The organism is Marinitoga sp. 1135 (assembly GCF_013363245.1).
Lineage (GTDB): Bacteria > Thermotogota > Thermotogae > Petrotogales > Petrotogaceae > Marinitoga > Marinitoga piezophila.
This window is the reverse complement of record NZ_LBEZ01000001.1, coordinates 209639-223865: the sequence shown is the minus strand read 5'-3', so window position 1 is coordinate 223865 and position 14227 is coordinate 209639. Positions and strand designations below refer to the sequence as shown.

Here is a 14227-nt window from a genome sequence, read left to right as displayed (position 1 = left end):
CTTTACTTAAATTTTATCACAAAAATATGGCGATTTTACTATATAAAAATTTATTTTTGATATAATACTATTAGAAAACATTCCATTATGGAGGTGAAATTATGTTAAATGAAAAAAAAATAATAGAGTTTCTTGATGATTTAAGCGCCAAAACTCCTACACCTGGCGGAGGAGCAATGGCTGGCGTTTGCGGAGCAATTGCTGCATCGTTGGGAATAATGGTGTCAAAATATTCATTAAAGAAAAAAGGACTTGAAGATTTTCAACCAATTATTGAAAAATCTCTGGAAAACTTTTTAAAATGCAAAGAAAGGCTTATTGAACTTGCTGAAGAAGATATGAATGCATATCAAGGGATAAAAGATGCCTTTAAATCAAAGGATAAAGAAAAAATAAATATTGCTGTACGAAATGGTATAGAAACAGCTTATAAAATTGCAAAATGCGGCTATGAAATTTTAAATAATTCATACAATATTGCAAAATATGGAAACCAAAATTTACTTTCAGATGCTATCATAACAGGATATTATGCCTGGGCTACGTTACAATCAGGTCTAATCCTGGTAAAAGATAATATACAATATTTATCAGATGAAGAATATAAAAAAGAATTAATTGAAGATATCAATGAATTTACTACTGAAACTGATGGATTAGTAAAGAAAATTAGAGAATTATTTGAAGAGAAAAATATTAAATTATAGGAGGATTTTTGATGCTTGAAGGACCTTTAAAATATGAATTATTACACAAAGATAAACACAGTAATGCACGAAGAGGAAGAATATATACACCAAATGGGATAATTGAAACACCAGTATTTATGCCTGTTGGAACTAACGGAACAGTAAAAGCCTTAAAAAACTCAGATTTAAAAGATATTGAAGCAGAGATAATACTTGGAAATGCTTTTCATTTATTTTTGAGACCGGGATTAGAAGTGCTTAAAAATGCTGGTGGATTACACAAATTTATGAATTGGGATAGACCAATATTAACTGATAGCGGTGGATTTCAGGTATTTTCTTTACGAGACAGAAAGATTTCTGATGAAGGGGTGCTATTTAGATCACCGCTTGATGGCTCGAAAATTATGATGACTCCTGAATTATCTATGGAAATTCAAATGACAATAGGTTCAAATATTGCCATGGCTTTTGATGAATGCGTGGAAGCTGGTGCTGAAAGAAAATATGTTGAAGAATCAGTAGATAGGACTTTTGAATGGGCTAAGCGTTCATATAAAGCTCATACTAAAAAAGACCAGGCTTTATTTGGAATAGTTCAGGGTGGATTCCATGAAGATTTAAGGGATAGAAGCTTAAAACAGATTACTTCAATTGATTTTGACGGTTTTGCACTTGGAGGATTGTCTGTTGGAGAACATTATTCTGAAACCGAAAGAATATTAAAACATTCAGGACCAAAATTACCTGAAGATAAGCCTCGATATATAATGGGAATTGGAACACCTTTAATAATATTAATGTCTGTTGAAAATGGCATGGACATGTTTGATTGTGTTCTTCCAACAAGAATGGGAAGGCATGGAACTGCTATGACCTGGGAAGGAAAGGTGAATTTAAAAGCAGGAAAATGGAAATATTCAACTGAACCAATAGACAACAAATGTGATTGTTATGCATGTCAAAACCATACAAGAGGTTATATTCACCACCTCATAAGAAAAGATGAAATACTTGGTAAGATATTATTGAGTATTCATAACCTTAGATTCCTTATTAATTTTGTAAAAGAGGTACGAAAAGCTATAGAAGAAGATAGATTTCTCGAATTTAAAGAAGAATTTTTATCAAATCCAAATAATGTTTATTAATACAATCCCCACTCATTACGAGTGGGGATTAATTGTATAATATGTATTTTTTCCGCTGCCATTTCTTTTAAGTAATCCTTTTTCAACATATTCTTTTAAAATATTACGCGCCTGTCTTTCTTTTATATTAAGGATTTTTTCAACATCACTCCTTGTGATTTTCCCATGTTCATTTAAAAATTTTAATATATCCTCGTTTATTTCCGGCAATTTTCCGGCACTTTCCGGCAATTTTCCGGCACTTTCCGGCAATTTTCCGGCACTTTCCGGCACTGTATTTTCAAAAGCTTCTTTATTTTCTATTATCTTATAAATAACAACTTTAAAATATCTTCCGTCATCAATAAATTCTGGTTCTTTTAATCCATTTAATTTACATAACTCGATTATTCTTCTTATTCCTGTTCCCCATTGTTCAATATACCTGATTTCTTTAAAAAATCTTGCAATTACTTTATTTCTTATTTCGGAACGACCATCTTTTATTGATTCTACATCAAGATTCCCTGGTAATCCTCCTGGTGAGGTTATTTCTATTCTATTATCAAAAATAGCCAGTTTTATATCAGAATTGATTGAATAATCACGGTGAACAACAGCATTTATTATTGCTTCTCTAATAACTTCAATAGGTACTATATATTTTTCCCGCCTTCGAATTTCAGTTATTATCATGCTTTTTTCAATATGAACTTTTGAAAAATTAATTGCTTCTTCCACGATTTTATATAATGGACCAATAAATTCTTTACTATCAATAAATTCATTTACGCTATTTCCTTTAAATCTTGCACATTTTATACCGGCATATTCTAGAAATTCATCTTTACCAATTAATAAAGCTCCTCCAATGGTAAGAAATTTCTTTTTATTATATTCCTTTAAAATCTTCAAATTCACCATTTTAATTTCATTTAATTCTTTACCTGTAAATTTCTTAAAATCTGTTTTTATTGGTTGAAAATCAATACTCTCTTCTGGATAATCAAATAATATCTCTTCATCATAGGATATATTTAATTTTTCTCGTTCTAAAGCTTTTATAATATTTTCATCAGCGAGCCTCGTTGTAGCTCCAACTCTAATATAAACTTTCTTTTTATTATCCTGTTCTTTTAAATAATATGGTTTTAATTGCCCCGAAAATATTTCCACAACCAATAAGTTTTTATTTTCAATGTTTGCAATATAAATTTCTGGAATTATTGCAGGAAAACATTTTTCTGAAATTAAATTTGATATTTTATCGGATAAATCAAAAATTTCTTCATCATCAATTCCAATTATTTCATGTGTTTTATCTTTTATTCCAAATATTATTTTCCCACCACTACCATTAGCAAAAGCTACAACAGTTTTTAAAAAACTGTTGTAGTTTCCTGACAATTTTTCTTTAAATTCTAATTTTTTATTTTCACCTTTTTTTATTTCTTCAATAAGAGTCATATAAATCACCTGTAATCTTTAAAATACACTTTTATTATAACATGGATATCTTCTTTTTTAACTCTTCTTCAAAGTTTTTGTTGTATTCAACCTCAATTATTTTTCCATTTTTCAAGCTTATAATATATCCTTTTAACGGATTTCCAAAGTCTTTTAAAAGATACATATAAAATTGCAATTGGAATTTATAATCTTCTATTTTTTCAGAATTGTTCAATTCTGAATATTTATAGTCCAGAATTTCAATATTATTTTCTTCATCAAATATTACCCTATCTGGAACACCAAAAATCATATACTCTTTATTATCAATCAACAACCTTTTCACAAGTCGCCATTCAGTTTTGAACCTTTTAGCAGAAAATAATCTTTCAATTAACGCATTATTCAATTCCTCTGGAAGCTCTCCAGTTTCGATTAAATTCAATATTTGACTGAAATTACCAACACTTTCCATTAAATTGTGTAATTCCGTTCCTTTTAATATACTTTCTTCATCAGAAAAGAAATCATCTGCTGTGATTTTTATATATCCTTCTTCTGTTAAATCATCTGTTGTTTCTTCCTTTTTTAATTCATTGATTATATATGTTGGTGCTATATATTTTTTATATGCAAATCCTGTTAAATCGCTTAATTGTTTTTCTTTTATATCACGCGATTTTTCAGAAACTTCTTCATTTACAGATATTTCATTATTTTCAAGCTCTTCTAATGCAATAATATCTCGCTTGTCTTCGTATTGAAAATGCATAAACAAATCGGCTACATATTTATACTTTCCATCATCATTTTCATCTTTTTTCTTTTTTGTTTTATTTTCCTGAACAATAGGAATTATAGGAATTAACATTTCTTTTGGCCTTGTTATTGCAACATACATTAACCTTAAAACTTCAGTATCTTCAAGAAATTTATTAATATCAAACTTTTTTGAAAAACCTTCTCCAAGTTCCACATTAATTTTTTCTTTATCTGTTAAAGGAAGTTCTATATTTTTAACTGTCTTGAGGAATAATTTTTTTAGAATAAAATACCTTACATTGTCTTCTGGCAATGAAAATTCCGTTTCTTCCTTACTTAAACTGACATTTTCACCTGTTTCTTCTTCTGAATTTAAATTTAGCTCTTTACCAAGGCCACCAAGTATTACAATAGGAAATTCAAGGCCTTTTGACTTGTGGATTGTTAATACTTTTACAACATTTTGTTTTTCATCTTCTATAGCTGCTTCGCTTTCTGAAACTTCCGATGTCTTTTTTAATAATTTTATTAATTCCGCAAATGAAACAGCAAGTGTGTTATATTGTTCAGCTTCATTGATAAGTTTTTTTACATTTGCTATTGCATAATGTGCATCAGACATCAGTGTTAATTTTGATAAATAATTTGTTTCTGAAATAAATTGTTTTAAAATATGTGTTGGTTTTAAATAGTATTTTAATTTCACATATCTTTCCAGAACTTCAAATGCTTTTAATTCTTCAGGAGATAGTTTATCTTTATTATTGCTTACTACTTCATATAATGAACTATATTTTTCCTTATTTCCTTTTTTTATTTCTATGAACTCATTTAATCTTTCAAATGTCATACCACCAATTAATGACATCATATATGCTGAAAAATTGAAGTCATTACGAGGATTTTGAACGGCATTTAATGCAGAAAATATGGTCTGAATTTCGTTTTTATCATAAAATGATTTACTTCCAAGAATATAAAAAGGAATATTATATTTTTTAAATGATTTTCTTATTTTATCTTCTGAAATTTTTAATTCTCTCAATAATACAGCAATATCGCTATATTTTATTTCTCTTTCTTCAAAAATAATTTTTCCATTTTCTCTTTTTCTAAATTTCATTTTTTTACCAATTAATGATTGAATAGTTCTGGCAATTGCTTCATATTCAATATTCTTTTCTTCATCTGACTTTTTATCATTTTTCTTTGGTTTTATGTACGTTACATATTTTATTCTTCTTTTATCTGTTCCATCTTTTGAAATTGAAGGAATAACATCGTTTTCGTCTTTTACTTCATATTCAGAATAATCCTTATCTTCACTAAATAACAAATTTTTATATATTTTTTCATATGTTTTCTTTACATTTTCATATACCCCAAGTAATTCATCATTAAACAGCATCTTTTCCGAAAATTCATTGGCAAACTCAACAATTTCTGCATTTGAACGTCTATTAACCCTTAATTGAAATTTACTGTTTTCTTCAAATTCATTTTCTGTAACTGCAAATACAGAAACATCTGCACCTCTAAATCTATATATTGATTGTTTCCTGTCTCCAACATAAAAGATATAATTTTCATCTGTATGAATCTTATCAAATAATGCTTTTTGAAGGAAATTGGTATCCTGATACTCATCGACTATTATATATTTAAATTTATGCTGATACTTTTCTTTTATATTTTCATCTTCAAGTGTTTCCAACGTTTTGGCTAATACACCTTTAAAATCAAATTGAAATTGATCTTCTGTATATAAGTTATATATTTCCTGCGCTATTAAAACAGCATTTTTAAAGAGCCATAATACCTTATTATAATCAGGATTAGGTAAATCATATTCAGGAATTTGACTCATTTTCATTTCAGTTCGCCAATTTCTTAATGTATCCAATAAAACTTCCTTAAATGTATCGATTTTTAGCTCCTGAAGTATAAACTTCAATGCAACAATGAAATTTTCTTTATTTTGAATTAACTCATTTATAATTTTTTTCACTGTCTCTCTTCGTTCAGGCGATAAAAAGAATGTAATTTCTTCAATATTTGATTCTTTGTCTTCTATAATATCTTCATATATCGAAAATATTATTTTCAATGTATTATAGACAGATTTTTCTATTTCAATTCCCATTCTTAATTCATTGATTATTGTAAAATTTGGATCAACACCTATTGCTATATTATTTTCTCTCAATATTCTCGAGCAGAAACTGTCTATTGTCATTATCCATGCACTATTGAGATTTGTTTTTATCTGACGCCAATATTTATAATTTTTTCCTTTATCTAACTTTTTATCAATCTCCTCCAAAATCCTTTCTTTCATTTCTCCAGCCGCTTTATTGGTAAAGGTAACAGCAAGAATATTTTGAACAATATCTGGATTATTTTCTTTTTCGTATTTTTCCAGTATGGCAACATAATATTGAGTTATAGTATATGTTTTTCCAGTACCTGCAGAAGCTGAAATAAAATAATTTTTATCAAGATTCTTTTTCATTTCTTCTATATTTAAAACTTCAGGCATTTTCTTCACCTCATTATTTAGATTTACGTTTAGCTTTTAAGTGATCTCTATTTTTTAAATTAATATATTTTCCAAATCCCATAATCTTACATAATGAATAATACTCACATTTTATTGATAATCCGTTAGGATTATCATTACCTTTACATGCATAATATTTTTCATTACTATTTCTCACATTGTATCCTTTTGATTTTAAATAATCTAAAAATCTAAATTTTAGTTTTTCATCATCATTAATAAAAACAGGATAAAATTCTGAATTTTTAATGGCATCTACCACTTCATTAAACCAGCTTTCAAATTCTTTTAGTGATATTTGACTATATGAATTTGAATTTCCAGAATATTTTATATATAAATCGTCATTTTTTATTTTAATCCATATTAAAGCGTCAGTTTTATTAAAATCCTTTTCTTTCATTGGAAGGAAGCTCAAAAATACGGATTTTTCTTTTAATTTTTCTTTCCAATCAGAATTGCTTAATAATATATAATAATAAAATAATAATTGTTCACTTTTGAAACTTTTACTATTTTTATAATCTATTATTGAATATGCTTCCTTTTCTTCTTTACCAACAGGAATCAATTCATTCTTTGACTTGTCAATATCAAAAATCACATCTTCTTCAAGAATATCGATTCTATCAATCCTTGCAAAAAGATTATAATTTTCATATTTACCGGAAACAGGAAATTCGCTTTTCAATACTTTTTTGTATTTTATAATCTTTTTCTGCTCGTCTTTAATCTTTGAATTTTTAAAATGAATATAAAACTCTATTAATTTTTTTATAGTAAAGATTAAATCCTGTGATATATCTTCAATTTCCACTTCTTTTACAATCTTATACGATTTCAATTCATCTACACCCGAATTATCCCATTCTTCATAAGCAATACTTTTAATTTCTTCATATAATTTTTCTTCGTCTCCAATAAGGCTATAAATGGAATTATATGTTGGATACTTATCAAATAATTTCTTCATTATCTTATGTTTTAAATTACCTACATAGAAAATAGAAAAGTCCTTATTTGCCCCTATTCTTGCTATATATTTCAGATAATATTTAAATGGGCAATCAACATATGTGGATATCTTATTATGACTGATATCCCCAATAGGATATTTGGTATCCAGCACCCAATTATAATTATCCCTTTTCTCTTTTAATTTTTCAATTTCTGAAATAACTTCATTAATTTCATCAAGGTCGGACTTTAAATTATTATATGCAAAATATAAAGCTGCCTGTTCAAGAGAATATATTTCGTCCGTGTTTTCAGGAATAATCTCTTCGCTTTTTATAGCAAAAGGATACTCTCTAATTTCAAATAATTTTTCAAAATCCTTTTCATATGAGGAACCAAGGATTTCTTCTCCCGATAATGTGGCTTTTGGATATGTAAATACCACATTATCAGCAAAAAGCATTGAGATAAACATATTTTCTCTGAATTGTAACTCAGAGATTTTTGAGTAATTATTTTCTTTTGTAATAGACGATAATAATGGATTTATATGTATAGAAGGATAATTCATATCCGTAAATGAAACAAAGATTTTATACTTTTTATGTACAAACCTGGAATCATTAAGTGAAAATATTTCCACTGTATTGGAATATTTTTCTGAAATTCTGTATTTTTCTGTTTCTATTAAACTGGAAAGAATATTATAGAACTTTGAAAGTTTTATTTTTCCAGGTATTAAATGTTCCAGATTTTTTTCTAATGTAAGCAGCAGTTCATGAAATTTATACAATGCATTTAATTCACTTTCAACCTTATCAATATTTTCTACTTTTATTCTTCCTTCTTTAATCCATGTATTTAAAAGTTCCCTATAATATGTAAGCTCAAAATCGTTTTTATCTATTTCTTCCAACAAATTAAACAATGTTTCAAGTATCTTCTCTAATTCTTCCAATTCGGCTCTCTGCAATTCCAATCTCTCTTTTTCATCAGAATCAAATAATTCTTTATCTATTTCTTCAAGACGCTTTGAAACAACACTCAACCACTTTTCTTTTCTCGATTTCAAAGTTGCTTTTGGAAAGTCATAATAAAGGTTTAATGTTTTTAAAAGTGATTCTATTTCATCAATTGATAATGAACGTTCTCCGCCATAACCTGCTTCTATTAATGCAAGTAAGTCTTCAACTTCATAACCGGAATATTTTGTTTTTAATGGCAATAATAATTTAGATACCATTACACTTTCTGAAAGTGGCATATCATTTTTAAGCCTATATGGAACCTTTAATTCTTCAAAAAATTCAGCAAATGCATTGGCAGTTTGCGAATCTGGAACAATTATTCCAAAATCATCAGGTTGATAATTCTCGTATATTATTTTTCTTTTTATTTCTTTTGCAATATTTTCAATTTCAAGAACAGTATTCTTAAACACGCCCTTTTGAAAAGTTGTATTTAAAAATAGTTCTTTTAAACTTTCCTTTTTATAACTTCCAGAAAACCCTTCATTTTTCAGGAAATAAACAATATTCTCCAGACTCTCAAACGATTCATCATCAATAGGATTCCATGCAAAGAAAATTACGTTATCAAACATATCAAACAATGTTTTTAATACCTTGTTCAATATTGGCGGAACATCAAAAAATCCACTTATAACAAGTGTTTTTCCAAGTTTTTTTTCAATTTCAGGCAATTCCTTATAGAACCATTTATAAATACTAATCTGATCATAATTTTTCCCATTGTTTTTTGAATCGTCAAAAGTTGTATTTAAGATATCTTCTAATTTTTCTTCAAGATGTTTATAAAGTTTGAAGAGATTATTATCGCTTTCCATATCTTTATCTATTTCTGAGTACAACGGATGATTTTCAATAAGTTTTTCATCTTCGATTCTTGAAATTTCCCATTTCTTTTCAAAGATTTCCAGCAAATATTCAATGGCCTGTTTTGATTTTGCAAGTGTTTTTACGTATTTTCTAAACTCTATATTATTTTTTTCTTTTTCAATTAAATCTTCTAATTCCTTGGCGATATAGGCTTTTAAAAAATCCCTGTCTATAAACAAAGATGTTGGTTCATATCTTCTAAACATCTCAACAGCATATTGATTTATAACTCTAAAGGCATCTCTATTAATAGTCTTATCAACTTTTCTTGCAACACTTTCTGCAATTTGCTTTACATAATCACCAGAAGGTCCTAAAAAGAGAAAATTCATAGGATCTTTCTCATATAAAGGCAATATAAACTCAGCAATCTCCTCAAAGTGATTTTTACTTAAATTAATTAACTTCAACTCTTTCATCTCATTCCCCCGTTTTTATAGAATTTTTTATATTATCCTGATTTTCATTAATTTTATTATTTCACTTCCTCAACAAACTTAGCTTCTTTTCCAACAAAGATTATTATGAATTTTTTTTGCTATATTAAAATTATACCATACTAAAATTATAAAAAGCCCTTCCGAATTTTGTCGGAAGGGGATATAATAAATCTTTTATAGAATCCTTATTTAATTACAATCTCAACCTCTTTCTTATCAAAAGCAATAGCAACTTTTATTATTTTTTCTATTCCATAACTCTTGATTTCTGCTTCATAATTCTTTTCTTCTATTTGTTTCATTCCTTTTTCTGCACATTCTTTTAAGTTTTTATCTTCGTCTATATCTAATTTTTTGAATTCAAATATTATTCCTGGCTTGCTTTTCTCTTTTGGAATCAGTATTAAATCTGCTCTTCCGTATCCTGATTCTCTATTGCTTTTTATTATATATTCTCTTTGTAACCCCACACTCATTCCCAATATAAGTCCATGGTAAAATCTTTCCGGTTCTTCTCCGCTTACATCAAAATAACTTAATGTTCCTTCTACTATTTTTTTAAATTCCTCTTCAAACTTTTTTTTCTTATTATTTGTTAGCAACCAGATTATACTCTTATAATCTATTCTATTTTCTTCTAATATATTCACCACTGTTCTTTCAAAGAAGCCTTTTGTCTCTTTGTTTGTTATTCTCAATGTATATTCTGGATTTTCTTCATCTCCTTTTTTATCTATCCAGGTTAAATATCCAGTAAATAAAAATAATGTCCATACGCTTTCTTCTACATTGACATTTAAATCTCCATATACCAAATTTTCATTTATTGTTGTTGTTACTGTTCCTCCTTCTATTAAATCATACATCTTTGCTTTTATTTCTGCACTTCCTTTGGCTATTAAATCTTTTATTAACTTATTCCCGCTGGTGTTTATCCAATAATTCTTTATTTTCTTTTCATATAATAAATTCATTATTGAATATGGATTATATATTTCCAATCCTCCAAAATTAAATCCATTATACCATTCTATTATCTTTTCTTCTTCATATTCCATACCATAATATTTCAAAGCTTCATGTAATTCTTCTTTTGTCATTCCGAATTTGTCATTGAATAATTCACTTAATACTGTTGATACTTGAAGATTATTTACTCCAGTGAATATGCTCTCTTTTGCCACTCTTGTTATTCCTGTTAATACTGCTTTTTCCAAATACTCATTATCTTTTAATGCGCTTCCAAGCATATTTCCTATGAAGTTTATGAATTCATTGTAATATCCATTTAGATATGATTGTTGTATTGGTGTGTCGTATTCGTCTATTAATAATATTACCTTTTTACCATGATGCTTGTAAATAAATTCTGTTAGATTTTTTAATGAAGATTCAAATATTGTATCTTCTTTTGCATCTTTCTCTTCATCTGTTTTTCCTGGAATTTCCTCTAATTCTAACAATTGTTTTATATATCTTTTTTCCAGTATATTTAATTTATCGCTTTCCAGTAAATATAGATGTTCTGAATATATCTTTCTTATTAATGCTTTTACTTCTATTTTCATTGAAAGTAATTTATCTTTTTTTGTGTCTTTAAAGGTTATAAATATAACAGGATATTTATTTAAATACTTTTCTATTATTTCCTTTTCATTCCAAATTTTTAAATCTTTAAATAAATTCTCACTGTTTTCTTTCATTGAAAAGAAATGTTCTAACATGCTCATGTTTAATGTTTTTCCAAATCTCCTTGGTCGAGTGATTAATATTACATCTCCACCTTCTAATATATCTTTTATAAGCATGCTTTTATCTACAAAATACATATTGTTTTCTATTAAACTTTTAAAATCGCTTTTTCCGAGAGGAAGTTTCTTCAATTTTTCCATTCTTTCACCCCCACGGTGTTATTATACCATACTAAAATTATAAAAATCCCTTCCGTGCTTTGTCGGAAGGGGATTTTTAATTTTTAATTAAATATTTTTTTGTTATTTGTTTATAACCAACATACATAAATTCCCACGAATATATAAATCTATCCATTTTACAAATTCACTTTTATGTTAAATTTTATTTTTCATTCCTCATATTCTATTCCGTGTTTTTCACACCATTCTATAGCGATTTCTTTATATTTTTCTGTTTTATAATCGAACCATTTTTCTCTTAGACCTAATCTAAAAATTTCATTTTTGAATCTTCTAAATGCTCCTCTACCTCTAATTGCATTTAATAATATTTCAGAAGTTTCGTCATCAACCATATAAATAGAAAACTTTTTCATGATCATATATTCATGAATGTCATATTGTGATGGTATTGGAATATAATTTTCCGGATGACTTAATATATCCTCTGCCAATTTTAACTGTTCCTTTTCCCATTCATCGGCTTTTGAATATATATTATCATAATCATCATCCTCAGCATCTTGAAGATATTCGTCTTCAATCATAATAAATTCTCCATTTTTTTTGTTATAATATGTAGTTGTTTCCGCCATTTGAATTTCCATTTCTCCAATAAGATCATTTATATTAACTTTAATAATATCCCCCCTTTTTTTACTATATTTTACATTCTTTTATTCCACCTCTTCAACCAACTTAGCTTCTTTTCCAACAAAGATTATTATGAATTTTTTCATACTTCCGTTTTTTGAATTTAATTCATATGACTTTTTGTATCTTTCTATCTGTTCCCTTGCCTGAGCGATTTTTTCCTTGAATTTGCTTTCGGTATATTCATTCTGTTTTATGTATTTTACTTCTATTATTGCTTCATATGGCACTTCTTCATATCTTTTGAATATTGCTATATCCACATATCCACCTTCTACTGGATATTCCATTTTTACCATTGCTAATGAGGTTAATACTAAATAACTATACATTAGTATTTTTATATATTTTTCATCAAATCCCATAAATATTCTGTTATCCAGCTTCTTTAATATATTTTCTATCTCTTTTACAAATGGTTCTATTGTTCCTTCTGATAATAGACTTATTATTGCATCTTCTATTTTACCGGTGTCTATTATATCCGTTAGTTTTTCTTCTATATATTCTGTGAAATAGTCTGAGAATATCTTTCTCATTGAATAATTTGGTATTTTTAAATATGTTCTTATTCCTTCTTTTTCAAATGTCATAAATCCAAGATAAAATAATAATGATTTTATATCTTTTGTTTCTATCCTTTTTCCTGGATTGAATATGGTTGTGAGTTCCGGTAAGGTTGTTTTTCCTGTTAATAGTATTTCATTTAATAATTCTCCTATTATCCTTTTTGCACTTTCTTTTTCTCTTTCTTCTTTTGACAAATCTTTATTATTTTCTATCGCTACTCCTAGTAATTCCCCTAAATCAAATAGGTTTTGTACTTTTTTATAATCACTTAATATGTTGTCGTCTATTATTTTTTCCGGTGGTTTTTTCCCCCTTTGATATTTTATTATGAAATAAAATACCATATCAGGGTTATATACTGTTTCTTTTGCATCTGGATTGAACTTATAGCCATTATAATTTTCTTCCATTTCTTTAAGTAATTTATCAGAATATATTTCATAATATTTTAATAATTCAATTACCTCTTCTTTTGTAAATCCAAGCATTCTATTAAATTCTTTTTCTAAGGTTATATTCATTGTAATATTAAATCCACTGGTTAATGAGTCAAGCATAATAGGGCTTACCCCTGTCATGGATATTCTTTTTATTATTGTTTTTGTTCCTTTTTTTATTTCTTCGTAGAACTTTCTTACAAATCCATGTTTCGTTACACTATTTCTAAACAAGTCAAGATTAAAACTCAATAATTCATTGGCAAAGTGATCATATTCATCTATTAATAAATATATTGGTTTGTCTAAAATATCTTTCGTATCAGTTAAAAAAGCTCTTATTATATCTGCTGGTTCACTATATTCTTCTTTTATTGTTAATTCTAAATCATATCTATTATTGAAATCTACAAGTGAAGCTATTACATTATTTTTAAAACTTTTTATTAATATATCCTTGTTTTCTGTTTGTATTCCTGAGAAATCCATATATAATATGTAATATTCATTTTTTAATGGTGTTGGATTTTTGCCGATATATAAATCTCCAAATAATTCTTCAAATTTGTTTTTATAATTAATATCATAATATTTTCCAAGTGTATCTAAAAACAATGTTTTTCCAAACTTTCTTGGTCTTAAAAAGACTATATATTTTTCATCTAAATTTTCTAATTTTTTTATATATTCTGTTCTATCTATATAATAATAATTATCTTTTCTTAATCTTTCAAAATTTTGTTCTCCATATGGTATTTTCTTTTTCAT

At 27.0% G+C, this 14227-nt stretch carries 8 protein-coding genes; 2 read left to right on the top strand and 6 right to left on the bottom strand.

Going from position 1 to position 14227, the window contains the following annotated elements; all coding sequences use genetic code 11:
* Nucleotides 1-101 precede the first annotated feature (101 nt).
* Nucleotides 102-707, top strand: coding sequence for a cyclodeaminase/cyclohydrolase family protein (locus XO10_RS01195; RefSeq protein WP_175421031.1), 606 nt, complete (start codon nt 102-104; stop codon nt 705-707).
* Nucleotides 708-718: 11 nt separating this feature from the next.
* Entirely contained in the window at nt 719-1840 is a 1122-nt protein-coding gene (gene tgt, locus XO10_RS01190) for a tRNA guanosine(34) transglycosylase Tgt (protein WP_014295699.1), read from the top strand.
* A 15-nt stretch (nt 1841-1855) separates the two neighbouring features.
* Here tgt and XO10_RS01185 read toward each other — a convergent pair whose 3' ends face one another.
* From XO10_RS01185 to XO10_RS01160, 6 genes are all read right to left on the bottom strand, one after another.
* Nucleotides 1856-3286, bottom strand: a complete 1431-nt coding sequence (locus XO10_RS01185; RefSeq protein ID WP_175421030.1) for an RNA-binding domain-containing protein — start codon at nt 3284-3286, stop codon at nt 1856-1858.
* A gap of 34 nt (nt 3287-3320) precedes the next feature.
* Nucleotides 3321-6569: an exodeoxyribonuclease V subunit beta gene (locus XO10_RS01180; protein ID WP_175421029.1), complete on the bottom strand. Its 3249-nt coding sequence runs from the start codon at nt 6567-6569 to the stop codon at nt 3321-3323.
* A 13-nt stretch (nt 6570-6582) separates the two neighbouring features.
* Nucleotides 6583-9864: a PD-(D/E)XK nuclease family protein gene (locus tag XO10_RS01175; RefSeq protein ID WP_175421028.1), complete on the bottom strand. Its 3282-nt coding sequence runs from the start codon at nt 9862-9864 to the stop codon at nt 6583-6585.
* 206 nt (nt 9865-10070) lie between these two features.
* Nucleotides 10071-11777: an AAA family ATPase gene (locus tag XO10_RS01170; RefSeq protein ID WP_175421027.1), complete on the bottom strand. Its 1707-nt coding sequence runs from the start codon at nt 11775-11777 to the stop codon at nt 10071-10073.
* A gap of 191 nt (nt 11778-11968) precedes the next feature.
* Nucleotides 11969-12406 (bottom strand): UPF0158 family protein, encoded by a 438-nt coding sequence (locus XO10_RS01165; protein WP_050899146.1) that lies wholly within the window; start codon nt 12404-12406, stop codon nt 11969-11971.
* A 69-nt stretch (nt 12407-12475) separates the two neighbouring features.
* The gene (locus tag XO10_RS01160) at nt 12476-14227 is read right to left on the bottom strand and encodes an AAA family ATPase (RefSeq protein WP_175421026.1); all 1752 of its coding nucleotides are present in this window, start codon (nt 14225-14227) and stop codon (nt 12476-12478) included.

Bases quoted from the DNA above. Each gene is read 5' to 3' on its own strand.
- XO10_RS01195 (WP_175421031.1), top strand. From the start codon at position 102: ATGTTAAATGAAAAAAAAATAATAGAGTTTCTTGATGATTTAAGCGCC.
- tgt (WP_014295699.1), top strand. From the start codon at position 719: ATGCTTGAAGGACCTTTAAAATATGAATTATTACACAAAGATAAACAC.
- XO10_RS01185 (WP_175421030.1), bottom strand. From the start codon at position 3,286: ATGACTCTTATTGAAGAAATAAAAAAAGGTGAAAATAAAAAATTAGAA.
- XO10_RS01180 (WP_175421029.1), bottom strand. From the start codon at position 6,569: ATGCCTGAAGTTTTAAATATAGAAGAAATGAAAAAGAATCTTGATAAA.
- XO10_RS01175 (WP_175421028.1), bottom strand. From the start codon at position 9,864: ATGAAAGAGTTGAAGTTAATTAATTTAAGTAAAAATCACTTTGAGGAG.
- XO10_RS01170 (WP_175421027.1), bottom strand. From the start codon at position 11,777: ATGGAAAAATTGAAGAAACTTCCTCTCGGAAAAAGCGATTTTAAAAGT.
- XO10_RS01165 (WP_050899146.1), bottom strand. From the start codon at position 12,406: ATGGAAATTCAAATGGCGGAAACAACTACATATTATAACAAAAAAAAT.
- XO10_RS01160 (WP_175421026.1), bottom strand. From the start codon at position 14,227: ATGAAAAAGAAAATACCATATGGAGAACAAAATTTTGAAAGATTAAGA.